General features: G+C 60.7%; 25 protein-coding genes. 11 read left to right on the forward strand and 14 right to left on the reverse strand.

What is annotated here, in order from left to right:
- Positions 1 to 153: 153 nt before the first annotated feature.
- From P0D89_RS41605 to P0D89_RS41615, 3 genes are all read right to left on the reverse strand, one after another.
- Positions 154 to 792: a dihydrofolate reductase family protein gene (locus P0D89_RS41605; protein WP_408367724.1), complete on the reverse strand. Its 639-nt coding sequence runs from the start codon at positions 790 to 792 to the stop codon at positions 154 to 156.
- 487 nt (positions 793 to 1279) lie between these two features.
- Complete coding sequence (locus P0D89_RS41610) at positions 1280 to 1624, reverse strand: DoxX family protein (RefSeq protein ID WP_408367726.1); 345 nt, start codon at positions 1622 to 1624, stop codon at positions 1280 to 1282.
- Between the two features lie 2 nt (positions 1625 to 1626).
- The gene (locus P0D89_RS41615) at positions 1627 to 2550 is read right to left on the reverse strand and encodes an NAD-dependent epimerase/dehydratase family protein (RefSeq protein WP_408367728.1); all 924 of its coding nucleotides are present in this window, start codon (positions 2548 to 2550) and stop codon (positions 1627 to 1629) included.
- Positions 2551 to 2678: 128 nt separating this feature from the next.
- On the opposite strand from P0D89_RS41615, the gene P0D89_RS41620 reads away from it, so the two are divergent.
- The gene (locus P0D89_RS41620) at positions 2679 to 3284 is read left to right on the forward strand and encodes a TetR/AcrR family transcriptional regulator (RefSeq protein WP_408367730.1); all 606 of its coding nucleotides are present in this window, start codon (positions 2679 to 2681) and stop codon (positions 3282 to 3284) included.
- A 302-nt stretch (positions 3285 to 3586) separates the two neighbouring features.
- Here P0D89_RS41620 and P0D89_RS41625 read toward each other — a convergent pair whose 3' ends face one another.
- Together P0D89_RS41625 and P0D89_RS41630 are read right to left on the reverse strand one after the other, a co-directional pair.
- Positions 3587 to 4075 carry a cache domain-containing protein gene (locus P0D89_RS41625; protein WP_408367732.1) on the reverse strand — a complete coding sequence of 163 codons (489 nt, stop codon included), beginning with the start codon at positions 4073 to 4075 and terminating at the stop codon, positions 3587 to 3589.
- A gap of 677 nt (positions 4076 to 4752) precedes the next feature.
- Positions 4753 to 5862 carry an IS110 family RNA-guided transposase gene (locus P0D89_RS41630; protein ID WP_408364218.1) on the reverse strand — a complete coding sequence of 370 codons (1110 nt, stop codon included), beginning with the start codon at positions 5860 to 5862 and terminating at the stop codon, positions 4753 to 4755.
- A 624-nt stretch (positions 5863 to 6486) separates the two neighbouring features.
- On the opposite strand from P0D89_RS41630, the gene P0D89_RS41635 reads away from it, so the two are divergent.
- Positions 6487 to 6738 (forward strand): DUF1488 family protein, encoded by a 252-nt coding sequence (locus tag P0D89_RS41635; protein WP_408367734.1) that lies wholly within the window; start codon positions 6487 to 6489, stop codon positions 6736 to 6738.
- 1266 nt (positions 6739 to 8004) lie between these two features.
- On the opposite strand, the gene P0D89_RS41640 is transcribed toward P0D89_RS41635, so the two are convergent.
- Positions 8005 to 8322, reverse strand: a complete 318-nt coding sequence (locus P0D89_RS41640; protein WP_408367736.1) for a hypothetical protein — start codon at positions 8320 to 8322, stop codon at positions 8005 to 8007.
- Between the two features lie 626 nt (positions 8323 to 8948).
- Between P0D89_RS41640 and P0D89_RS41645 the strand changes: the two genes are divergently transcribed.
- Positions 8949 to 9350 carry a type II toxin-antitoxin system HicB family antitoxin gene (locus P0D89_RS41645; RefSeq protein WP_408367738.1) on the forward strand — a complete coding sequence of 134 codons (402 nt, stop codon included), beginning with the start codon at positions 8949 to 8951 and terminating at the stop codon, positions 9348 to 9350.
- A gap of 290 nt (positions 9351 to 9640) precedes the next feature.
- Here the strand turns inward: P0D89_RS41645 and P0D89_RS41650 are convergent, their stop codons facing one another.
- The 4 genes from P0D89_RS41650 to P0D89_RS41665 form a co-directional block, all read right to left on the reverse strand.
- On the reverse strand, positions 9641 to 10609 hold the full coding sequence (locus P0D89_RS41650; RefSeq protein WP_408367740.1) for a zinc-dependent alcohol dehydrogenase family protein: 969 nt from the start codon (positions 10607 to 10609) through the stop codon (positions 9641 to 9643).
- 181 nt (positions 10610 to 10790) lie between these two features.
- Positions 10791 to 11522, reverse strand: coding sequence for an SDR family oxidoreductase (locus P0D89_RS41655; RefSeq protein WP_408367742.1), 732 nt, complete (start codon positions 11520 to 11522; stop codon positions 10791 to 10793).
- Between the two features lie 164 nt (positions 11523 to 11686).
- The gene (locus P0D89_RS41660; RefSeq protein WP_408367744.1) at positions 11687 to 12544 is read right to left on the reverse strand and encodes an MBL fold metallo-hydrolase; all 858 of its coding nucleotides are present in this window, start codon (positions 12542 to 12544) and stop codon (positions 11687 to 11689) included.
- Between the two features lie 136 nt (positions 12545 to 12680).
- Positions 12681 to 13643, reverse strand: coding sequence for a quinone oxidoreductase family protein (locus tag P0D89_RS41665; protein ID WP_408367746.1), 963 nt, complete (start codon positions 13641 to 13643; stop codon positions 12681 to 12683).
- A 108-nt stretch (positions 13644 to 13751) separates the two neighbouring features.
- On the opposite strand from P0D89_RS41665, the gene P0D89_RS41670 reads away from it, so the two are divergent.
- Positions 13752 to 14345, forward strand: coding sequence for a TetR/AcrR family transcriptional regulator (locus P0D89_RS41670; protein ID WP_408367748.1), 594 nt, complete (start codon positions 13752 to 13754; stop codon positions 14343 to 14345).
- Between the two features lie 10 nt (positions 14346 to 14355).
- Here the strand turns inward: P0D89_RS41670 and P0D89_RS41675 are convergent, their stop codons facing one another.
- The 3 genes from P0D89_RS41675 to P0D89_RS41685 form a co-directional block, all read right to left on the reverse strand.
- A complete protein-coding gene (locus tag P0D89_RS41675; protein ID WP_408367750.1) occupies positions 14356 to 15234 on the reverse strand; it encodes an NAD(P)-dependent oxidoreductase in 879 nt (292 codons plus the stop codon).
- A 169-nt stretch (positions 15235 to 15403) separates the two neighbouring features.
- Positions 15404 to 15859, reverse strand: coding sequence for a MaoC family dehydratase (locus tag P0D89_RS41680; protein WP_408378463.1), 456 nt, complete (start codon positions 15857 to 15859; stop codon positions 15404 to 15406).
- A gap of 454 nt (positions 15860 to 16313) precedes the next feature.
- Positions 16314 to 17213, reverse strand: coding sequence for a LysR family transcriptional regulator (locus P0D89_RS41685; RefSeq protein ID WP_408367770.1), 900 nt, complete (start codon positions 17211 to 17213; stop codon positions 16314 to 16316).
- Positions 17214 to 17389: 176 nt separating this feature from the next.
- Here P0D89_RS41685 and P0D89_RS41690 point away from each other — a divergent pair, with 176 nt between their 5' ends.
- The 4 genes from P0D89_RS41690 (at position 17390) to P0D89_RS41705 (ending at position 20193) form a co-directional block, all read left to right on the forward strand.
- The gene (locus P0D89_RS41690) at positions 17390 to 18136 is read left to right on the forward strand and encodes an SDR family NAD(P)-dependent oxidoreductase (RefSeq protein ID WP_408378465.1); all 747 of its coding nucleotides are present in this window, start codon (positions 17390 to 17392) and stop codon (positions 18134 to 18136) included.
- Positions 18137 to 18167: 31 nt separating this feature from the next.
- Positions 18168 to 18914 (forward strand): SDR family NAD(P)-dependent oxidoreductase, encoded by a 747-nt coding sequence (locus P0D89_RS41695; protein ID WP_408367756.1) that lies wholly within the window; start codon positions 18168 to 18170, stop codon positions 18912 to 18914.
- A 93-nt stretch (positions 18915 to 19007) separates the two neighbouring features.
- A complete protein-coding gene (locus tag P0D89_RS41700; RefSeq protein WP_408367758.1) occupies positions 19008 to 19655 on the forward strand; it encodes a glutathione S-transferase family protein in 648 nt (215 codons plus the stop codon).
- Positions 19656 to 19869: 214 nt separating this feature from the next.
- Positions 19870 to 20193 (forward strand): NIPSNAP family protein, encoded by a 324-nt coding sequence (locus tag P0D89_RS41705; protein WP_408367760.1) that lies wholly within the window; start codon positions 19870 to 19872, stop codon positions 20191 to 20193.
- 272 nt (positions 20194 to 20465) lie between these two features.
- Here P0D89_RS41705 and P0D89_RS41710 read toward each other — a convergent pair whose 3' ends face one another.
- Positions 20466 to 21896: an ISNCY family transposase gene (locus P0D89_RS41710; RefSeq protein WP_408367762.1), complete on the reverse strand. Its 1431-nt coding sequence runs from the start codon at positions 21894 to 21896 to the stop codon at positions 20466 to 20468.
- 124 nt (positions 21897 to 22020) lie between these two features.
- Between P0D89_RS41710 and P0D89_RS41715 the strand changes: the two genes are divergently transcribed.
- The 3 genes from P0D89_RS41715 to P0D89_RS41725 all read left to right on the forward strand — a co-directional run.
- Positions 22021 to 22146, forward strand: a complete 126-nt coding sequence (locus P0D89_RS41715) for a hypothetical protein (RefSeq protein WP_408367764.1) — start codon at positions 22021 to 22023, stop codon at positions 22144 to 22146.
- Positions 22147 to 22158: 12 nt separating this feature from the next.
- Positions 22159 to 23271, forward strand: a complete 1113-nt coding sequence (locus P0D89_RS41720) for an NADH:flavin oxidoreductase/NADH oxidase (RefSeq protein WP_408367766.1) — start codon at positions 22159 to 22161, stop codon at positions 23269 to 23271.
- 418 nt (positions 23272 to 23689) lie between these two features.
- Positions 23690 to 24046: filamentous hemagglutinin N-terminal domain-containing protein (locus tag P0D89_RS41725; RefSeq protein WP_408367768.1), on the forward strand; the 357-nt coding region annotated here is incomplete at its 3' end.

The following is a 24046-nucleotide window of genomic DNA, read 5'->3' on the forward strand; positions in this document are numbered from 1 at the left end:
CCTATACACCCAAGCTCGTTACTGCTGACGAGAGCCGACCGTTGGCGGACCCACAGCGGTCAATTCAACAATTGGGAAGCAGACATTCAACGCTCCGGTTCAGCGGCGGGCCGCGCAGCGGACCGTCCGCTGCAACCGATTGTCAGGCCGCCATCACTGACGCACATAGCGCAAGTGTGTGGCAGCTGGACCATCAAGAACCTTGTCAATGCGAAACTGCGGCCCAGGCTCGCGCAGGTTCTCGAAGAGACGCCGCCCACCGCCGAACAACACGGGTGACAAGGCGATTTCCAGCTCATCAACGACACCCATGGTCAGGTACTGCTGGATCACATCGGCTCCGCCCGCGATACGAATATCACGACTGCCTGCGGATTCCCGAGCCAGCTCAAAGGCACGCTCCGGCCCGTCATTGATGAAGTAGAAGGTCGTCCCACCCGGGCGCACCCAGGGTTCGCGTTTCTCATGGGTAAGAACGTATGCTGGTGTGTGAAACGGAGCCTCCTCTGGCCAGGCGCGCTCGCCTTGGTCGAACATTCGCTTGCCCATAATGTTGGCACCGATGCGCTCCGTGGTGCTGCGAAGCAGGTCATTGACCGGGCCGGTCTCTCCCCCTGGTCCGAGCTTGAGGTTCTCGCGGAAGTACTGTTGATTGAGGATCCAGGCCATCAGCGCACCCCACTTAGCGCCCCAGTTCTTGTACTCAGGCTTGTCCCAATTCTCCATGGTCATTCCTTCCGGTGCCATGTAGCCATCGAGGCTAAGTCCAATGTTGACGAATACTTTACTCATAATTCTCCTCTCGCATGTTCGGATGTCGGCCTAACTTTGATATAGGGCGACCGTTTTGCGCCCTAACTTCGACGACTGCCGGTTAACCCGGCAGCTAGAACCAGAGATATATTGAATTAGATTAGATAGCCGCGCCATTTTTGACTTCTGCCGAGTCCATTAAATGAAATACATAAAGCAGCATATCGGAGAATGGTCTGCAAATCATCCCTATGTCTGCTTTGGAGCGATTGACTGAATGTTGCCTCGTGGCCGCCCGCGGCCCCATGCATGAGGGACCGTTTCCCGTGGCACGTAAAGCGGTGATCTGTGGCAGGCGATCCGGAGCGCCCAGCCATCGCAGCAAAAAGCGGACGCATGACGCACGTGATGAAGTTGGAGTTGCTCCAATGCCGCTATCCGTGTGCGTATTTCAAGTACCTGCAGCACGGATTGCCCGCGCGGCCTGTTAGCGTCCCGGGCTCACTCGCCTGGTGGCGAGCAAGCCTCAACCGCGGAGCGCCACAGTAGCCACAATGAGAGCCGAGAAGATCAGCGCAGGGGCGAGATGCCGGAACGGCTCCCGGTTTCGTAGCAACGTGAAGAGCACGGCGACCAGGATCGCACCGGCCAGCGTTAGGCCCAGGACTCTCGTTTGTTGTCCAAAAAGAAGTGCCGCACACAACAGCTCAAGAGCGCCACAGAGCAAATGAAACCATGCCGGGTAACCCCAGCGCGCGAAGTCGCGCTTCACCGCGCCGCGTCCTGTGAGATTGACCACCCCAGCAACCGCGAACAGAACCGCTACGATCATCGCGAGAATCGATTCGAAAGATGCACTGTTCCACGCCATGGTCATGCTCCGTTGATTTGCTGAAAGTGCTTTTGTGCGGAGAGGTCCGCAATCAGGCCGGGGCCATGGGGCTTCCACGCAAGAACTCGCCGGGCATGCTGGCCGCTTACTGTCTGGTCGAGCGCCAGTGCGTCAGCGAACGGTCCAAGTGATTTGCGAGCATCGTCGAGCGGCCAGAATTGGACGCGATCGGCGCCGACCGACGCCCGAATCGCTTCACCCATTTCGGCAACCGCAACGGCGTCTTCCGCGACCACGTTGAAGATCTGTCCCGTGACTCGACCGTCCCCGCCTGCCGCCAGCTCCACCGCGCTCAGGTACGCCGTGGCGAGATCATCGACGTGAACGGCAGGCCAGTGGTTGCGACCATCGCCGACGACCCTCACACTGCCGGTCTGACGGGCCATGCCGGCAAGCATGCCGAAGATGCCGCCGCCGTAGCCGTGCACCATCGCCGGCCTGAGGATCACTGAGGCAATCGAGCGGCTTGCTGCTAGCGCCTGCACATGTTGCTCCACTGCAGGCCGCCAGCCGATTAGTGGTGTCGGGTTCAGCGCCGATGCTTCAGTCGCGGGCCCCCCCTCCGTATTGCCGTAGACCCAGGTGCCCGACGTATAGACAAACGCCGCGCCCGGATGCAAATGCGAAAGCATCGCTACAGTCGCGGCCTCATCGGCAGCAGCGGCGGAAGCATCGTTGGTCGACGCGGCGTGCACCACGCCATCAGCGGCACCGGCAGTCGCAGCGAAAGACTGTGGCTCACGCAGGTCGCCGCAATGCAGTTTCACACCGAGACGTGCCAGCGCGCTGGCGGCCGCCGAGCTGTCCTGGCGCACCAGCGCCGTTACCTGATGACCGAGGCTGATCGCCTTGCGCGCGACCGCTTGCCCGATGAAGCCAGTACCACCTGTAATGAACAGTTTCAAAGCGTTCTCCAATGATTGACTGCGATGTTGATAAGTCACACGAACGAGACTTATCGGTCTCGTTTCGGCAAATCTAAACGAGACTGGCCAGTCTTGTCAACTGCTCGACGATCTGTTATTAATCGGGCATGAACACATCCTCTCTCCCCAGCCTGAGCCCGCTGCAATGCCGCAAGCGGTCTGCAATCCTCGACGGCGCGAAAACCGTTTTCTTACGCGAGGGTTTCGGTCTGGCAACGATGGACGATGTCGCCTCGGCCGCCGGCGTCGGCAAACAGACGGTCTACCGCCACTTCAAGTCGAAGGAGGCGCTCTTCGTTGGGCTGGTGAGCGCGATGTGCGCTCAGGTGGGCGCGCTGCTTGCCAGCGCTCAGGGCGAGCAATCCGATGGCGCACCCGAAGTCGAGTTGCGCGAGCTGGGATGGCTGCTGGCACGAAGCCTTATTACGCCGGATACTCTGGGGCTTTATCGGGCCGTCGTTGCTGAGGCCGCGCGTTTTCCGGAACTCGGCCAAGTGTTTTACGAAAATGGTGCAAAGGTCGTGCGTGCCTTCGCCGCAACAATTCTGCGAAAGCGATTTGACGAAGTGACCGCTGCATTGCGGGCAGCGACATTCGTTCAGTTGGTGCTAGGCGACGCGCATCTGGAACTTACACTTGGCTACACAGTGCCCGATGTTGAAGCGCGCTTCGCGCTGCAGATTGACGAGGCGGTAGCGGCTGCACTTCGCTAAGGAGCGCCGGATAAGATGTCGAGCCGCTGGATGCGGAACGCAACAGCGTGTAGCGCGGGAAACAAGACACCGCGTGTCCGATTCCGAACGCAGTCGCGCACCGGTTTCCGCATGATCCAGCCGCGTTTCTAAAATTGTGGGTGTCGTTTTGTGGCCGGTCTGCGTGACGGCATTCGGCGGCACGCGACCCAAAGCGGAATTACCAGCTGTGGAATTCGAAGGCCGAAAGCTGTCGCTCAACACCAGTTGCCAAAATGGGTTCTGCCATGGTCGCGCGGCGATCAACCGAGGCTAGCCAGAACCTACTCCGAATAGAAGCCCGAACCCACCAGGCCTGGAACTCCGTCGATCCTGACTGCCTTCACATAGGTCCATTTATGCGATGGCTGACTCTGCCCCGGTCTCAGGAACATATAGTCAACCCAGCCCGATCCCTTCGTTTCAACCGTCTGGATCATGGCGTCATGAAACGGCTTGCCGTTGGTATCTTTCTGACCGCGGACGTTGGTTCCCTCACGGGCAGGGAAGGCCGGATTCAACAAGACATTTTCCTTCAGATCGTAAACGAACAGATAGGTGTCGCCGTGGAACCACTCGCTGCCTTTGATTCTGAACTCGGAAAACGCGACCTTGCCTTTACTTCCGATCAACGCCGCGGCTTTGTCGACCAGCGCTTCGGTTTGTTTTGCTGTCTCGGACGTCGGGGGAGATGACTGAGAAAATGCAGGCGACGCGGCGCAGAATAATCCAACCAGTAGCAGTACGCTGGTAACGAGAGCTTTACCGTTCATACCAGTATCTCCAACGGTTTGGTTATGCGCTGGCCCGTACGTCGGTCGCTCTTCCCGGCCCCAAATGATAATGCTAGATCTGTGCAGCCTCTGCGCGTGACCGCGTGTTTAGTTCCAGTTACTGGGCGTGGGCCGCTTTCAATGGCTGCTCAGCCGTCGCGAATGACGACTGCCGATCGGAGCCGGTGGCGCTCGGCGATAGGCTCGATGAGCACCGCCCAAGAGCGGCTTGTGGAAGCGAGGCCGCCTACTCTGTATGCAAAACACTGATATGTATGGACCGTGTCAAGTGCCAAAGCGCGGTTTCCCGAAGGTTGACGGGTCAAGGGCGGGCTTCAGCCCGGCGTAGCGGACCCTTGACGCGACGTCGGTTTTCCATGCTAAGCATTGGTCGTGAGGGCGGCGCTTGCGCGCTCACGACCATGCGAGACCGTCTCTCTGACGGTCGTTACCAACAGGGTGTTTGGGCCAGGACGAGGCGGTTATCCGACGGTTGATCATTCTGATATGCGCGGGTTGGTTACCGCATGACAAACGAAGCGTCGGGGAGCTGCCTCAATCTAGTTTCGAGGGTTGTGCTGTTTCCAGTTGCCTCCTAGTGTTACCACGAGGGTTCTCCCACCGTTGCCTGGTCCTGGCCCAAACATCCTGTTGCATGCTCGATCCTCTCATGCCGGCTAAGCTCGACTGAGGGGGATGACGTGTTGCCCGATAGCCCAGATAAAGCCGACGAGCTCGCGCGCAATGGCGGTACAGACCTGGTTCTTGAGCTTGCCGCGTGCCATCAGGTTTCGAAAGCGTTGACACAGCCGCTTTTGCGCCGACCAGGCGATCTCCTGGACCTCCGGCGGTGTACGCTCGGCGCGCCGCTGCAGGATCGCGGTCTTTCGTGCGGCATGACGATAGGTCCACGCTGCTTCGATGAGTACCCGCCGGACATGGCCGTTGCCGGTCTTGGTGATGCCACCGCGGCGCTCGCGCTTGCCGCTGGAGTGTTCGCTGGGCACCAGGCCCAGATAAGCCATCAGTTGGGGCGCGTTGGCAAACCGTGCGAGATCACCGAGTTCCGCGACCACCGTCACCGCCGCGAGCAGACTGATGCCGCGCAGCGCCATCAACGCCTCGATTACCGGCCAAACCGGGCTGGCGCGCGCGGCTGTCTCGACTTCGCGGTCGAGGCTGGCCACGCGCCGGCTACAGGCCTGCACCGTGTCGATATATTCCTGCAGCACGATCTGTTGCTCAGGCCGGGCGAACTTGATGCCTTCCAGCCAGCGCCAGTGCGCTTGCGTCCACCTGGAGCGGCCGTTGTAGCGATGGCCATGGCGCGACAGGAACGACAACAGCCGTTGCTTGGCCTGGCGCTGCAGATGCTTCATGTCCTCACGCGCACGGGTCAGATCGCGCAGTGCCTCCTGGGCCTCATCTGGAATCCACACGGGGCTCAACTCGTCGGCGCGATGCAGGCGCGCCAGGCTTAGGGCATCGCGCCGGTCGGTCTTCACGCGCTCGCCCGGCTTCTTCGGAATCAGTGACGGCGCGATGACCTGACAGTCCTGCTTCAACTCACGCAGTTGCCGGCAGATTGTGTAGCCGCACGGGCCGGCTTCATAGCAGAACGCCAGCCGTCCCGTGCTCCGCTTGAGCTGTGCGACCAGCTTCGTGATGGCCTCCGGCGTGTTCACGATCTCGCCCATATACCGCACCTCGCCGGCCGTGTCGGCGACCGCCACGGCAATCGTTTCCTGATGTACATCCAGGCCCACGTACTTGCTAAACTTGTTCATGACCTGCCCCCTCAATGGCGGCTCTGAGCCGCGGCGTAACCCACCTCAAGCTTAATCCGCGTACCTTGAGGTGCGGCAGGTCCATACATGATGTCTAGTGCACAAAGCGCGGCCTAGCCAGAATCGTTTTCCCGCATCAATGTCGGCTCGATAGCGGACAGTCGAGAATGGCGGAAACTGGCCAAACCGGTCCAGGAATCGCCCTGAACCACGAAATGCGAGCCGAACGATTCCAGCAACTAATGCGTTCACCGCTTGACTCCGCCCATTGGTCGCGGACATTCGTCGGCCAATCCCACACGCAAGCTTTCGTGGTGTCCTCATTGCTCGCACTCCGGGGTTCCGGTAAGAAAGGACGGCGGTGCCACCCAAAGGGTATACAGTAAGGTGACTGGTCGCCTTTGAGCGACCTCCTCCTCTGGACACCATCATGCCATCGCCAACCAAACCTGCCTCGGTCACAGCTAGCAGCGAGACCGCTTATTCCATCGAGCGTAGGACGCGGGCTCACGTACTCGACACAGCGGATGCTGTGCGAGCGGAAAAGAGACGTGCCAGTTTCGCAGCCATCGATTCCAACGCTAGCAAGTGGCGCTACCCGGCCATAGGCGTTACGAGCTGATCGTGGCGCTTCAATTCCCCAATCCCAGCCGTAGCTACGATGCCTCCCGCCATTGTGTGTGTTTCTGGGGGTACGACAACTCCCGCGAAATCACCTTTCTGGTCGACGCGGCCGTGCTAAGACGTCTGCAAGCTGACGTGGGATCCGACGAGCGGTCGATACTCGGTTCCTTCGACCAGGTTCGCGAAAAGATCCTCGAACTCGCGAAGGAGCGGTATGTCGGGGGGCCGCAGAACAGGTATTCAATTTCCTAAGTTGAGGCTATGTGCCGGAATTGCTTCCGGACCTGCCCGTTCCAGGTCTCGCTGAACGCCCCGGCCCATCTGCGAAAGAGAGGCGACATTGTTCCTTTTGCTCTGACGGCGATCAGCACGCCACTATCACCCATAGTGCGGTTACGGCAGCGTTGCCGGGGTGTTGCCATTGACGACGATTGCCGAACGGCCTCGCAGAATTGCTGGCGTCGATCAAGCGCGCTGGGTCTTTCTCAGCGGGCACGGTTTCGTGATTCCGCGCTTCTTCCGCCTGACGCGGTGACCGGTATCGGGTACTTGTCGGCATCCACTTGACCCGCAGTGTCTTGAGGGCCATCGGTCTACACACCACCTCGCCGCAGATCCCGCTGCAGCGGTCGACGCAGCGGCAAAATGAGTCACTTGCTTGACACAGTCAGTCGGCGCAAGGCTCACAGCAATTCATGAACTCGAAAGACGATTCGACGAGCAGTCCCAGCACCGTACCCGACACAGCCAAAAAGCCAGTGCTCGGACCGATTTCTATGAAAATGGGAGAGCAGCATGATTGATGATCAGGTGGACACGGAAGAAATAGCGGAAAACAGGAAACGGAGAGAAGTGGGAGCGAAGGCAACCGAACATGGCGCCACTGTCGCACCGGAACAGAATGCAACGGCGAGCGATGCGAATGTGGAAACGTTGCGGAAACCTTGGCGCAGCCGTGTCTGGGCACTCTTCGGAGCGTGGGCAACTCGGACGCACGTTCGTCACCCACGGCCGCAATAATCCAGCGCCCGGCAGGCACGGCCATACCGGCGAAGCGCCGCTTGTTTGTCAACGACAGGGGCGGCCACAGCTATGTCGCTCACAAACATTCGCGAGTGTCAAAATCGTTCGACGAACGGCGCTCACACATGTTCCTGCTTTCGAGCGCTTGCTGGTACCGGTATCCTGTCAAAGAAGAAGATTCAAGGCGACTCATCGCTCGGCTTCTGACCGCCGATTCCCGGCTTCTCTCGGGCTGCAACACCACCATTGCGGGTGCCCAGCGCACGGTATAACGATAGGCGGCCTGGCTATTCAAAACACAGCCGAGGAAGCCGGATAGCCGAGGCTGGCAAGCGGAACCAGATTCGCGCACGCATCGCGGACGCGAAGTGCCGCACACCCTTATCGCTGGCGCTCAGTTTCATCCAAGGCACGGCACAACGCGACCTGTGTGGATCCACGATCGGCGATTGCCGGACAGTACCCGCCCTGCTTTCCGCCCGCATCTCCCAAAACTCAACGCCTGGGCCCCCTCATGCCCTCGGTTTCCATGGCAGCGTTCCGTTCTTCGCTGGCCTCAATAGGGTCCATTGCCTCGTCGACGGAAGCGGTCGCACGCTCTGTGGCCGCTTTCGTTTCGTCGACGGTAGCGCCAGGTTCGCCGTCATCGTCCCCCGGGGGTTCCAGCATGTCCCGAAGCATAGCCGCCAACTCCGGTGTGTCCCACGGTGCGCCCTGCTGTTCTTTCTTCTTTATGTAGTGTCGGACTTCGGCGTCTTGTCCGGGAGTCAAAGGGAGGCCGCGAAAGGTGCTTTGGGGGGTGGCGTCGACCATGACATTGCTCCGGAAATTCGTCTCGTCTCCAGTGTAGGCCTTTTGTAGTGAAAGAGCCTCAACTCTCGATTGCGCATCGCTGATGATGGCATCTGGCTCGCAGCGTCATGTGATCGAGAAGCGAACGCTCTAATATCGACGATTCGAATTTCACGTCGATCCAGTGTCTACATCGAAGGATATGTTCGACATCTGGTTCCGTATCGAAGGCCTCATCAGCTCCCCGTGGCCGGCCTCCCCGGTTGCTAAGATCGCCGCCATGCCACAACCGACGGAATGCCTGTCCCGGTTGAGTAAGCGCAAATTCCCCAACAGCATCGTCCGTCGGAGTGAACGCGAGCTCAGGTTTGCTACTTTTCTTTCGCGCGCCCAAAGGGACCCGGGCGCACGCAGATCCAGTCGGAGCACGGCCCGTCATTTGAGTAACTCCCGCTTTGCATATGTACTTCGATTCTTCTTCCAAATGGCGTTGTCATGACACAAGAAATTCATTGTGTATTCGCACGCGAAGCGTCTAATGAACCATGCTTGCAGATATGGTCAGCCGTAGGTTGTACATTGAACATCACGGGGGGGTGGCGTTGCACAACGAGCGTCTGTCGGCGTGCAACTTCAAGGAGCAGGTCATGCAATATCCGCTGTATGTCCACCGGAATGGCGATACGGGCTTTCGCGCCAGCTTCCCCGACTTCCCCACCGCAGACGCAAGTGGCGGTTCGTTTGACGAACTGATGCACAATGCCCAGGCAACTGTGGAGGCGATGTACGACCGCAGCGAGCAACTCATCCCGGCCCCTACCTGCAATACGTCGGAATTGCAGGCGCTCCAGTTGGACGATGGCAACGGAATCTGGGTATTTGTCGACATCGATCTGGCGCGGGTTACCTCAAAAGCCGTGGGTATTCAATTCAACCTGCTTGAGAGCCTTCTACAGCAAGTCGACGCAAGGGCAAAAGAGCGCCACATGACGCGCTCTGCATTCATCACACAGGCGCTTATTGATGAACTAAAGAAGCGACCGGGTTAACCATCGTCTCGCCATTCAGTTCATGAATTTGACTAGCGGGAGCAAGGCGCTTCCTCGAAGCGCCGGAGTGTGAAGGTGCGATTTCTCGACCACGTCATTGCCTACCGTAAGTCGGGAACAACTACTAAGGATGATATGACGCACTCAATGTGGGGCATCGCGGTAGGGCTCGCGCTCATGTTCGACGCGGCGCTCAGTCGGTATCGAACTTTTGGCTGACAGATGCAAAAACGGCATGAGCGCTGCTATGCGATCCTATTTGCATCGAGGATGAGTTACGGGATGTCGTACTAGTCCCCAACTTTAAGAAGAACTTTTCCCCCTCTCGCCTGATGGGCGATTGCGGCGCCGATTTCCTCAAGCCGATACGTCGCGGCCACTGGAATGGCAATTTCGCCCGAAGCCACCATCTTTGCTGCCTGCATGATGGCGCCGGGAATCTGTCCGGCAAAGTCTGGATTGCCTAGTGAAAAGCCACGAATGGTCAGGTCACTGAAGATGACATCGAAAGGGCTAACTGCCAGGGCCGCAAAGCTCGGGGCAGCGTACGACACTAGTGTGCCACGACGGCCCAGCAGCTTGGCCAGACGGCCTGCAGCCTCGCCACTGACAGCATCCAGCGCAAGCTGCACTCGCTTTCCGCCCAGCGCCTCTGTCATCTTCGTCGGCGCGTCATCATCGTCCAGCAAGACCAGATCGCATCCCGCTTCTTGTGCGGCATTCACAGCCTCTGCGCGGCGCACCAGTCCGAGAGTCTTGACACCTTTTTGCCTGGCGATGCCGACTATCCAGCGCGCTATGGCCGAGTTGGCCGCGTTGATTGCAATCCAGTCATCCGACTGAAGGTGCACGTACGTCTCGAGCAGCAGATGCGCGGTGGGCGGATTGATAGCAAGCATTGCCAACTGATGAGGGTCGGCATCGATGGGAAGCGCGACTATGCCGTCCGCGTTGACGACCATCCGCTCGCGCCAGGTAAAGCTGCCCACCGGGAGAGTCACGCGGTCGCCGACCCTGACCTTGCTGACTCCGGCACCAACCTCCAGCACGCGTCCCACACCCTCGTTGCCGATAACCGATGGCAACTCGGGATGCAGCGGGTACAAGCCCCGCGCGACGAGAATGTCGCTGAAGTTGATCGGTGCATAGTCGACCGCGACCATCACCTGGCCAGCGCCCGGACTGGCGGGTTCGGGCAACTCACGGAATTCAAGTCCCGTTGCAGGTTCGCCATATGCGGTGAGCACAATACCTTTCATGATGAAACTCCTCTTCGATGGACGCCTGGTTGGACGCGGCGCCCGGGCATGCCTGATAGGGCATCGGGTTGCGGAATGTCGTGTATTGCCACTGCATGCCGCGGCGCCGCCGGATACGGAAGCTCGGCAACCCTATCTTCAGCGAACAAGGCGGCGTCCTTCGGCGCGAATCAATTGACGCTCAGATCTGCGCTCTGCCCCCGTCCACGAAGAGTTCGGTGCCCGTGACGAAACTCGAGTCATCCGAAGCGAGAAACAGAGCAGCTTTGGCAACTTCGTCGGCGTTCCCCATGCGTCCCATCGGGATGGTAGACAAAATCCTCGCGATAGCGTCCGGAGGCTGCTGACCAATGGCCGGGGTATCAATTGGCCCCGGGCTAAGGACGTTTGAACGAATGCCACGGTCCTTCAACTCCACAGTCCATCCCCGTACGAAATTGCGGATGGCGGCCTTGGTCGCGCCGTATACCCAGAAGGCAGGCGTCCCTTTGGTGCTCGCGACGGAGCCCGTGAGAATGATCGATCCGCCGTTGTTCAGGAACGGCAGAGCCTTTTGGACAGTGAAGAGCACGCCCTTCACGTTGGTATTGAACAGTTTGTCGAAATGCGCTTCAGTAATATTGCCCAAGGCGGCGAACTCAGCGATGCCAGCGTTGGCGAAGACGATGTCGATTCTTCGCCCTGTCGCGTTGACGTTCTCATAGAGACGATCCAGGTCATCCAGATTGGCGACGTCTCCATGGATGCCAGTCACATTGCCCCCAATGGCCCTCACGGCTTCGTCGAGTTCCTTCTGGCGACGGCCGGTGATAAAGACGTAAGCGCCCTCGGCGACGAAGAGCTTCGCGGCGGCGAGGCCTATCCCCGACGAGCCGCCGGTGATGACGGCCACCTTTCCCTGCAACTTATCCATAGCAACGACTCCGTTGATTGCTAATTGCGGTGGGCAGCGCCTCTGGGCTGGCGGCCAGCTGCCAAAAAAATAGCCGAGCGCCCATGCGCGGCCGCATTCGGGGGGGTTTGCACGTACCAACCAACGCCGGCAGGTCAGTCGATCATCTCCTTGGCCGTCCGGCGCTATACCTCGAACCGGAATGCCGCCCCGTCGCGCTTCACATGTCCAGCCGTCGGCGCGGCATAGTGGGTGCCGATGACCAGGATCGGCTGGTCGGCCCATTCGGCGAACATCTTCGCGCGGGTGGTCGTCGCGGCCTGGGTGTCGCTGTCGAGGCTCGTGGTCCAATCGGGGTGCGCCATTTGACAGGGATGGTGGGCAATGTCGCCGGTGATCACCGCGCTCTGCCCTTCCGATCTGATCACCACGCTGACATGGCCCGGCGTGTGGCCAGGGGTTGGCCTCAGGCGGACCTCAGGCGAGACGCGGTGGTCCATCTCCACCAGTTCGGCCAGGCCAGCGTCGAAGATCGGCCGCACGCTGTCTCCCATGATCGCCTGCTGCTCCTCGTCGCCCTCGTTGCTCCAATGCTCGAATTCGCGCTTGCCAATCAGATAGCGTGCCTTGGGGAAGGTCGGAACCCACTTGCCGTCGACCAACATAGTGTTCCAGCCCACGTGGTCTACATGCAGGTGAGTGCAAACCACGGCGTCGACACTGTCGCGGGTCCAACCCGCATCCGCCAGGTGTTGCAGGAACGGCGTCGCGAGGGCGTTTCCGCCAACCAGATGGCGCGGCTTGTCGTTGCCGATGCACGTGTCGACCATCAGCCTCAGCCCCGGCGCCTCCACTAGCAGGGCGTGAACGGACACGTTGAGCGAACCATCCTCGTTGACGAAGTGCGGATAGAGCCAGGGGCTGGCCTTCAGCGCCTCCGGAGTCGCGTCCCGCAGGAAGAAGCCCTCCGGATCGTGCGGGAAGGAAAACAGCATCTCGGCCACGCATGTGATCTTCACCGAGCCCACCTGCCAGTTCAACATAACGACCTCCGCATGGTTGCATCGCGTCGAGGAGACCTCGTCCGCTCATCGCCTGACCTGCTTCGGCCAAAGCGCAGGGATCGCACCTATGGAACAGGCGCGCTTGGAAGCTGTGAAGATCCGCTTGTCATGTCGGTCACATCGTTAAAATGACTTTGCCAAACGGCCGATCCTCGATGAGGTGACGCAGGGCTTCGCCTGCTTCGGCGAGGGGGTAGACCCGCTCGACGATCGGCTTGACTGATCCGCTTACGACTAACGGGATGATGTCCTGCCACGCCTTGGCGATCGTGGCCGGTGACTGGGCGAAAAGAGAGAAGCCGGCTATCCGCGCGCGCTTCCAGATCAGGTCCGTGACATCGATGGTGGTTCTGCGGCCAGCGGAGTAGCCCAACGTGATCAGGACACCGCCGTGAGCCAGGCTGCTCAACGCCTCACTCATCACAGCGTTGCCGATGCTCTCGATGACGATATCGACGCCCTTGCCGGCCGTGATCCGACGAACGCCGTCGGCGAGACCTTCTGTGCTGAGGTCGATCACGTCCGCGAAACCAAGTTCGCGCGCTCTCGCGGCTTTCGCCGCGCTGCCCGCCGTGGAGATCACCTTGCCGGCGCCCTGCGCGCGCGCGAGCTGATAGGTCGCGTTGCCGACCGACCCGCCGATTCCCGGAGCCAGCACCGTCATGCCCGGCTTGAACCCGGCCTCGGCGAGGCTGATCTGTGCCGTTAGATAAGCCACCGGAATGCTGGCCGCGACGACGTCCCCGATCGCGTCCGGCAACGCCAGATGTTCCGGCCTCACCAGCAGCCATTCCTGCCACGTGCCATTCTCACCGACGCCGTAGGGTCCCGTGAACATCACGCGGCTTCCCACCTCGAACCCGGAGTCGCCTGCGTCCTCGATGACACCGACGCCCTCATTACCGAGCACCAGCGGCGCCTTGGCTCGAGGGTGTCCACCCGAAAGGACCGTGTATTCGAGCGGCGTGACGCCGGCGGCCGTCACGCGAATCAGCACCCGGTCCTTCGCCGGTTGCGGCTTGGGAAATTCGATCTGCCGCAACCCGTCATAGCCCGAAAAGGTTTCCGCTTCGATCACACGCATTGTCATATCCTATAAAGTAACAGACCTGTACGTTACTTTTATACTAGGTACAGATCTGTTACTTTGTCAACCAGAAAATCCAGATCAAAGGAGTTTGCAGATATGAAGGCAGGAGCCCGACCTCGGCGGGGAGCCCCGCCAAAAGGCGAAGTGAGCGCGCGCGAGCGTATCCTTGCGGCGGCAAGCGATCTGTTCTACCGCGAGGGCATCCGTGCCATCGGCGTCGACACGGTCGTCGAACGATCCGGGGTGTCGAAGACGAGCCTCTATCGCGTTTTCGACTCCAAGGACGCGTTGATCTCTGCTTTCGCCGCCGAGAAAGACCGGTTGTTCTGGGCGTGGTGGGATGACGTCGAAGAGAAGCATGCTGAGGACCCGCGCGCCTTGCTGGACGCGCTGCTATCTGGAATCGCGAAGCGGATTGCGCAGCCTGCCTTTCGTGGCTGCCCCTTTCTTAACCTGATGACGGAGTTTCCCGACGACAACCATCCCGGCCGGGTTATCGCCCGAGACAACAAGGAGTTAATGCGGGCGAGGCTCGCAACGATCGTTGCCAGGCTGGGCGTCGGTGATCCCAACCGTACCGCGTCTCAGCTAGCGCTGCTGATCAACGGCGCGTACGTCACCGGTTTGATAGCGGAATCGGGTGATCTGAGGGGCGACCTCATTGATGCCGCCATGAAGTTGTTGGCCTAGTCGAACGCGATCATTTGCCGGAATCGGTTCTTGCCTCGAGTGCGTGGACGACGGCCGCGATGTCGGACTGTCCGTGTCCCAACGCCAACGTCTCGCCGAATAGCGCATAGCAGACATCCAGCAGCGGCGAGGCGACCCCGGCTTCCCTGGCCGCTTCCGCAATCAATCGATTGACTTTCAGCACATTGGTGATCGACCCTTGAACATCGAAGTCACGCGTCACCAGCTTGAGAATTTTCACGCGTGAGATGTCACTCGCCATCTGACCGGCATCCACGATGGCGCGGAACTGCTGCATGTCCAGACCATGCCGCTCGGCAAAATGAACCGCTTCTGCAAGGCCGGTGACCGTGGTCATCAGAAACAGGTTCACCGCGAGCTTCATGAGAAGCCCGCTCGGAACCGGGCCGCACACAATCGTTTGATGGCACATTGGTTCGAGTAGAGGGCGGACGCTTTCGATGGCCGCGTCTTCACCCGCCAGCATCGCCACGAGCTGGCCCGTCTCGGCCGGTTTGCGCGAGCCCGAGACTGGCGCTTCCACGTAGCTGCCACCGGCATTGCGAATATCGGCTTCGAGTCCGCGTGAGTAGTCGGGCGAGGTCGTCCCCATGTGGACGATCGTGTGATGCGCAACGTTCGCGCTGAACTGTGACGTGCCGCGGCCGAGGACGGCGTCGATTACGTCGCCGTCGACCAGCATCAGGAATACGACGCGGCTCCGTTTAAATATCTCGGCAGGATTCGTCGCGACGGTCGCGCCCGCCGCTCGCAAAGACTCGCATCGGTCAGCGGAGCGATTCCAGACGATGAGTTGTGTGCCTGCGCGGGCCAGATTGAGCGCCATGGGCTGTCCCATGACACCTAAGCCGATGAAACCGATGTCCATGTTCACCTCTATCCCAAGGCGGTTGTCGCTTGTGGCGACACGGTCGGATACGTTGCCGCGAACACCGGGAGCTGGTTTCGAATGCGGAGCATGCGGACACGAAGGCAGTGCCACTTCCGTCATGCGCATTCTTCTCCGGCGATTCCGCTTTGCGGCATCGACACGAATGCTATTTCCGGCGCAGCACGACCATGTTCACGACGTACACCAGCACGGCCTCGTCGTCCTGGTTCAGCGTGGTCGTTCGGAGCTTGATCATGCCCTGCTCTGGACGCGACTTTGACGGTCGCACCTCAATCACCTCGCGCTCGACCCGCAACTCGTCACCGTGGCGTACTGGCCGGGGCCAGCGGCACTCATCGAGACCAGCGCCGACGAAGCCGCCAGCCGGCTTGAGTTCGGTCTCGATCAGCAACCGCATCGTCACAGCGGCGGTGTGCCAGCCGCTGGCGGCCAGTCCACCGAAAATCGAGCGGCGCGCCTCTGCCTCATCGAGGTGGAAAGGCTGCGGATCGAACTCGGCAGCGAACGAGAGGGCCCGTTCCCCGTCGATGCGCAGCCGTCCTGAACCAAACGCCTGCCCCACTGCAAAATCCTCCAGATAGCGCTCGTTCAACTGATTCATGAGTCAACTCCAGTTTTACGGTGATGGTTTCCAGCGGGAGCGCGATGTCTTCCCCGCTGCCGATGCGCCAGATGGCGATGCCGCGCTCGTAGCCATCAGGGCGCATCGAATGATCGAGGCGTGTGTTGAGCACGGTCTCTGTTACCCCGGTCGGGTGGCATCCACGTCGACATTGGCGATGTCCGTGGACAGCCCGAGAGGGTCTCTGCGTCTATCACTCGCGGGGCTATCATCCAATAAAGTGACTAACCTGTCAGTATCATGAATACTAGGAACAGGTCTGTTACTTTGTCAAGCGAGAAATCGGAAGGGGCGAAGCAGTCGCTGTCGAACAGGATCGGTTTTTCTGCGCATGGAACAGCAGCACGCAGACGCTTCGTGCCCTTGCTGGACGCGCTGCTACCCTAACAGTCTGTTTGGGCTTTAGCGCCGAATGTCATCGACTTTGGCAGGATCACGACAGTCTCTTCGCGACGCCTGCGATCAGCTCATCCACTCGCGAGAGGAACAGCTTCAGGATCGGAGAGGTATTTTCCCTCCTGTAGCCGATAACCAGGTCGATCGTCGGCGCCGCGCCTGCGAGCGGACGGCTAACGACCGACCAAGGCATCAGGTTTTCGACATAAGCCGGGATCAGCGTCACGCCTCGCGTCGACGCAACAAGAGACATGACTACCGCGGGGTTGTCTACGCTCTGCGCTGACGTGATCTGGATTCCTGAGCGATCCAGGTAGTCGTCAATCACCGCGCGCAGCACCCTGGCCTTGTCGGCCATCGCGATGAAAGGCTCCCCAACGAGATCTTGTGGAAGGATTGCAGCGCGGGACGTCAGCGGATGGTCACTCGGCATGAGCACCACGAGCGGCTCCCGTCCCACGACCTGGTAGGCGAGATTGAAGTCTGGTTCGGCACGCAGGAACGCCAGATCCAGCTTGCCGCGCGCGAGTCCTTCGGCGAGATTCGGCGAATAGTCGCTGGACACGATGACGTCGATGTTCGGCAACTCGCCGCGCAAAATGCGCATGGCCTCGGGCAGCCAGGTCATTTCCTGCCCGGTGAGGAAGCCGAGCGAGAAGCGCTGCTTCGCAGGTTGCGCCGCCCTTCGTGCCGATTCGACTGCAGCTTCCACCTGGGTCAGCGCCAGTCGGGCGTGATCGATGAATGCCTTGCCTGCCGGCGTCAGCTCCACGCCCCGTGCGCTGCGGGTCAGCAACTCGACCCCGACCTGGTCCTCCAAATCCCGAATCTGCCGACTCAGTGACGGCTGCGAAGTGTGTAGGCGCCGTTCGGCTGCCTCCGTCAGGCTACCCGTCTCGGCGACAGCGATGAAATACCGGAGATGTCGCAGCTCCATTGCCGATCCCATGCCTGTGAAGTATGCCAACCAGCCTACAAAGTCTTTTTCAATCTTGCCACAGTCCCTAGATTCTTTCCCATGGACGTGTCATCGAGCGCGCTACCAGCGATCGAGACGGTGTCGCCGGTCAGTTACCCCGTGGACGTCAAGTCATACTTTAAAGGACCTGAATCATGAGCAAACCCGTCATCCTCATCACCGGCGCCCTGACCGGCATCGGTCGCGCCACCGCATTGACCTTTGCCAGGAACGGTGCTCGCCTGGTCGTTTCGGGCCGCCGTCAGGCCGAAGGCAAGGCACTCGAAGCCGAACTCCGACAGCTTGGCGCCGAAGCCGCATTCATCCAGGCCGACGTCCGTCACGACGACGAAGTCCGCGACCTGGTCGACCAGACCGTAGCCCGTTTCAGCCGTCTCGATGCGGCCGTCAACAATGCCGGCACTGAGGGCCAGCCGGGACTGATCATCAACCAGACCGCCGAGCGCTACGCCGCGACCTTCGACACCAACGTGCTGGGCACGTTGCTGAGCCTGAAGCACGAATTGCGCGTGATGACCGCCCAGAAAGCCGGCAGCATCATCAACATCTCATCGACCTACGGCCACGAAGGGGCGGCCTACGCCTCCGTCTACGCTGGCAGCAAGCACGCGATCGAGGGCCTCACCAAGTCTGCTGCGCTGGAAGCCGCCGCCACAGGCGTGCGTGTCAACGCAGTTGCCCCGGGGCCGACCGATACCGGCATGCTCGACCGCTTCACCGGCACCGCGGAGCGCAAGGCGGCGCTGGCTTCCTCCGTTCCGCTGGCGCGCATCGGTAAGCCGGATGACATTGCCAGCGCCGTGCTTTACCTTGCGTCCGATGGCGCGGCCTTCGTGACCGGCCAGGTCATCACCGTCGATGGCGGCAAGACGGCGGGCTGATGCCGAACCCACAGCGATCAGGAGAACTGTCATGAGCCACCTCACCGGAAAGACCGCGCTCGTCACGGGCGCCTCACGCGGCATCGGCCGCGCCAGTGCGCTCGCGCTCGCGAAAGCAGGCGCACAGGTGCTCGTTCACTACAGCAGCGGAGAAAAGGCGGCGGATGCTGTCGTCGCCGAAATCCGCGCGGCCAGCGGCAACGCGCAGAAAATCGCCGCGGATCTGCGCAACGCGGACGGCCCGCATAGGCTCGCAGAACGCGTACGCGCTGTCGTTGGCCATCGTCTGGACATTCTGGTGGCTAACGCCGGCATTTCAAAGGCTGCAAGCATCGAGGAAACGACCGTCGAGGATTTCGACGACCTGTTCGCCGTGAATGTGCGTGCGCCCTATTTCCTCGTGCAGCAGTTATTGCCTGTGATGTGCAAGGGCAGCAGCGTTGTCCTGCTCTCGTCGCTCGCGGCGCATGCCGCGGTCGGCAAGTTCCCCGCCTACGCGGCTACGAAGGGTGCGGTCGATACACTCGTCAAGCATTTCGCATCGGCACTTGGTGAACGCGAGATTCGCGTGAATGCAGTCGCGCCCGGTGTCGTCGAAACCGACATGTCGAACTTCACGAAGACCGACGCGGGACGGGAGGTCACGCTCGGCATGCAAGCGTTAAAACGCGTCGCGCAACCTGATGACATCGGCGGAGCGGTTGCGTTTCTCGCCTCGGACGCAGCGCGCTGGATTACCGGTGAAACGCTGCGTGTCGACGGCGGCTCGAAACTCTAGACCAACCCGACTCACGCCCGTTTCCGATGTCTCGGATAAGCGTAATTTGTTAGGCATCCATATTTTCAAGAAACATCAGAAAGGACAATTCAAATGACAACTGCTGCACCCACACTGTACGAATCGAAGGGCTCTCCGAATGCGCGCCGTGTACGCATCTTCATCGCGGAAAAGGGAATCGACATTCCGACTAAGCCTGTCGACCTGGGCGCAAAAGAACAGTTTTCCGATGCCTACCGCGCAATCAACCCGCGCAGCCAGGTGCCGGCGTTGGCCCTCGCCGACGGCCCCGTCATCGCCGAAGTGCTCGCCATCTGGCGTTATCTGGAAGAAGCGTATCCGCAGACCCCATTGCTGGGCACCACGGCCAGATCGAAGGCCCTCGTCACGATGTGGGAACGTCGCGCGGAACTGGACGGATTCTCGCCGGTCATGGAAGGCGTGCGTAACGCAGTCGCGGGACTGAAAGGTCGTGCGCTGTCAGGTCCGCATGCCTATGACCAGATTCCCGAATTGATCGCGCGAAGCAAACAGCGTGTAGCCAACTTCTTCGCCGACTTCAACGAGCGGCTCGAGACTGTCCAGTTCGTCGCCGGCGATGATTTCTCCGCGGCCGACATCACGACGCTCGTGACGGCCGACTTCGCCGCCAACGCGCTGAAGATGTCGATTCCAGTCGAACACACCGCGTTTCAGCGATGGTACCGCGAGGTATCTGCCCGGCCGAGTGCCGCCGCATAACGCATTGCTCCGGCGCTTACTGGCTCGAGGGCTCTATCTCGATGGCCATATCGATGGTTACCGTCGAATCGCGAATGCGATCCATGTTAAAGGCGGGCGCGTCGTCGCACAGATCGTGCTAGTCAGCGCTGCCCAAGCAAGTCACTGAGCGCGAGTCAACCAATGTGCGCCGACGAGCCAGTCCAAGGCCAGTCGGCCTTCATGGAGAGATCCGATGCTTTACGAAATCCGCACCTATACGTTCAGGCCGCTGCGCGGCGCCGACTGGCTTGCTTTATACAGGAGCGAAGGCCTTCCGCTTCAGCAGGAATTTCTCGGCCAGCTGATCGGCTTCTTTACGACTGAAATCGGCGATATCAGCCAGATCGTGCATATTTGGGCCTACAAGAGCCTCGACGATCGCATCGAGCGTCGCGACCGGATGGCTTTGGACAGCCGCTGGCAGGAATTCGGCCGCAAGGTGAAAGCGCTCGACATTTTCGTGAGCATGGAGTCGCGCATCATGCGTCCAACCGACTTCTCGCCGCTGAAGCAATAACCCGAAACGCACCCGCATGCGACTCGATTGCATGCCCTCAACTAGCATGAACCGCGGGAAAACCGCCTCGAGGGGCAGCAGGGAACTGAAGCCCTCTCCCGATCTGCGTTAAGCACAGCGTCTTTGTTGTGTCATAGCCATTTCAAGATGTCGTAGCGGCAGCTATTTAGAAATGTCGGGGTTTGACGTTGAGTTTGACTCTGTCTTTAACGGTCTGAATCTCACGTAGCGTTGAAGGACGGCGCGTGAACGGGCAGGGCGTGTCAGTCCGTTCAGACAGATCCTGCAGACCGACGGCCAGGTTTGCGTGTTTGGTTCGGCTGCCTTCGTTGTGCCAATTCCGTGATCACGCCGTTGATGTCGTCCTGGGTGAATTCACGCTGCTTCTTCGTGCCCTGCGCGCGTTCCGTTGCCCGAACCGGTTGTCCCTGATTCGTGCGCGCGGGGGAGCCGGAGATGCGCCGGTTGTCGCGTTGCGCCTGAATCGCCTGCGCGACCTGTAGCGCGTGACTCAGGCGTTTATGTTCAACGACCGCGCCCTGGTCGATTTCGGCCAGCCGGTCGTACTGCCTGTACGGCAGCACCCGGCCATCTGCGCGGATCTCGATGCGCCCGTCCGGGTACTCCCACACGTCGATGTAGCGGTGGATCAGTTTCCGGTTCTCCGGCGTGTCATCCAGCAGGTACATCACGCGGTCGTACTGAATGGTCAGCGATTTCGTCACACGTCGCGTCTCGCGCCACGTCATCAGCAGGTCGAGATTCTCGTCACCCCGCAGCGGCCGGTGCGCGTCGAAATCGCTCTTTGGCGGTTTCGCGAAGCGTGCGTTGTAGGCGGCCATGAAGGCCGGCGCATACGCATTGGCTTCGACGATCGTGCTGATTCCGCGCAGTCGCAATTCCTTCACCAGCCGGTCCTGCAGCGTCAGGTGGGCGCGCTCGACGCGACCCTTCGCTGAGCTGCTGTTCGCGCAGAACGTGTCGATGTTCAGCTCGAACATCGCCCGGCCGAAATGCGTCACGCTGCTTCCCGTTTCATGGGCCTTGCCACTGCGAAACACGCTCGCCTTGTCGCTGTAGAACGCGCCAGGCTTGCCGTGGCATTCGATGTACGCCCGCGTCGCCTCGAAATAGCTGAAGGTCGATTCGCTCGCCGTGAAGTGCAGATGCATCAGCCGGCTGGTCGCATCGTCAACGTACACCAGCAGTGTGCAGGCCGGCGCCCGTTCCTCGAACCACCGGTGATCGCTGCCATCGATCTGGATCAGTTCGCCCAGACACGCACGACGCGCCCGCGGCTGGTAGATCTTCGGCGGGCGCCGCCGGCGTGGTATCCACAGACCGGCGTCCGTCATCAGCCGTCTGACCGTTTCCTTGGCCATCCGGATGCCGTGGCATTCCCAAAGCTTCTCGCAGGCCAGCGTCGGCCCAAAATCGGCGTAGCGTTCACGAATGATCGCCAGCGCCTGCTGAGCGAGTCCTTCGTCCAGCTTCCGGTTGCCGGAACGGCCACGTCTGCGCGAGGCCAGTCCCGCCGCACCGGATTCCTGATAGCGGATCACCAGGCGCTCAACCTGACGTACGGTCAAGCCCAAGCGTTCGGCCGCGCGACCAGGCTTGAGGCCCATGTCGACAATGGCCTGGATGACCTTCAGACGGTCGAGTTCGCGCATGTTCAATGTCACCAGTGCAGCTGCATGCATGGCCGGCTCCATAGTCCCGCAGGGAACCGGCAAGCATACCGAGGCCAAAACACGACATTTCTAAATGGCTAGAACACGACATTTCTATAAAGCTACTACATGTTGAATTCGGCCAAAAGAGAATATGTCCAATCTTCAATTCACCATCGAAGTCTGTCCCGACGAATTGTCCCATCCCTTGACGCCAGCGCCGCTCGCCCGCATGCGTGCCGACGATGCGCTCTATCGCAACGACGCGCTGACGGCATAAGTGGACTACATGATGAGCTCCCTCTTTGCGTCTACTGCGCTGCGCCAGCTGAAGCTGTCTAACCGTGTGGCGATTTCTCCCATGTGCCAATACGTGGCCGAGGAAGGCCGCGCCACACCCTGGCATCTGATCCACTATGGCGGCCTCGCCTCGTCCGGCGCAGGACTGCTGTTCATCGAGGCGACGGCCGTGGAACCGGATGGCCGCATCACGCCGGGTGACCTCGGCTTGTGGGACGACGTCACAGAAGCCGCGCTGAAGCCTGTCATCGACGCCATCCACCAGTACTCGTCGACGGCCGTGATCCTGCAACTGGGTCACGCGGGGCGCAAGGCGTCCAGCAAGGTGCCGTGGAAAGGCGGCCAGCAGATCTTGCCGGCGGATGGCGGATGGCGCACGCATGCGCCGTCGGCACGGCCCCAGATCGACGGCGAAATGCTGCCGTTGGCGCTGGACCGGGCCGGCATGGCGCGCATACGCGATGCCTTCGTGGCATCCGCGCGGCGTGCCGTGCGGCTGGGCGTGGGCGGCCTGGAATTGCATGGCGCGCATGGCTACCTGCTGCATCAATTCCTCTCTCCGATTGCGAACCAGCGCCGCGACGAGTACGGCGGCTCGCTGAAAAATCGCATGCGATTCCCACTGGAAGTTTATGACGCCGTGCGCGCCGTCTTGCCCGAAGGGATGCCGCTGGGCGTCAAGGTCTCGGCCACCGACTGGATAGAGGGCGGCTGGGATCTGGAGCAGACCATCGCGTTCGCACACGCGCTCGGGCAGCGTGGCGTGGACTGGATCACAGCGTCGTCCGGGGGCATTTCGCCGCGGCAGAAGATTACCGTGGGCCCAGGCTACCAGACACCGTTCGCCCAGGCGATACGCGAAGCAGCACATGTGACGACTATCGCCGTGGGCTTGATCACGGAGGCCCAACAGGCCGAGGAAGTCATCGCCAGTGGCCAGGCCGACTTCGTCGCAATGGCGCGCGCCATCCTTTACGACCCGCGCTGGGGCTGGCATGCGGCGGCCCGGTTGGGCGCTAGTGTCGCAGCAGCACCGTCGTACTGGCGCGCCCCACCGCGCGAACATCCGCATCTGTTCCAGGACACGCACTACGGTGCTCGCTGAACGGCAATCGCTAATGCTCACCATCGAAAAAGCATTGCGGGCTGCCCCTTGTCGGGTTTTGTAGGCGACATCCGCCGGTTCGGCGACGTGGCGCGCGGCTCTTACGCAGAAGGTCTTGCTATGAATCTTGAACGACTCGCCAGGATCGTCGAAGAGACGGAGAGGATCGGCGAAGCAGCCGCAGTGAAGGCGATCACCTTGTTCAGGCAGATGGTCGGTACGCTGCTGCGCTAGCATCTCCTCGACGCCGTGGACACGCAGCCTGGAATTCAAGCGCGCGGACACTCGCGCCGACGGTAACCCAATGTCCTTTTGGGCCCCTGAGAGCTAGTATTCCGACTGTGGGTTAGCCACGCTTCACGTGACTCCGGTTGGATTGCGATGCCGATGGCATCCACCCTCCGCGCAAGGGGGACGTATGGCACCTTCGTCATTAAGTCGTCCGATACTACGCGCGCTATGCGGCCGACAGCCGTCGCGACGCATCGCACCCCTCATCGGTATCTCTCTCGCTGGATTGTCGTTGGTGCACACGGCGATTGCCGGTGGCGTCCTCCCGCACGCCGGCCGATACGCTGCCGGCGCGGGAACCATCGCTGGCCAGGGCGATGCGCTCATCATCACGCAGCCTGGCTCGACTCGTGGCGTGATCGACTGGAACAGTTTCTCGATCGGCAAGGGAAATACCGTCACTTTCGACAACGGTTCGGGCGCAACGCTCAATCGCGTGACGGCCGGCGCTCCTTCGGCGATTCTCGGCAGCCTGAATGCAACG

The sequence above is a fragment of the Paraburkholderia sp. RL18-085-BIA-A genome, from assembly GCF_046027075.1.
Taxonomy (GTDB): Bacteria; Pseudomonadota; Gammaproteobacteria; order Burkholderiales; family Burkholderiaceae; genus Paraburkholderia.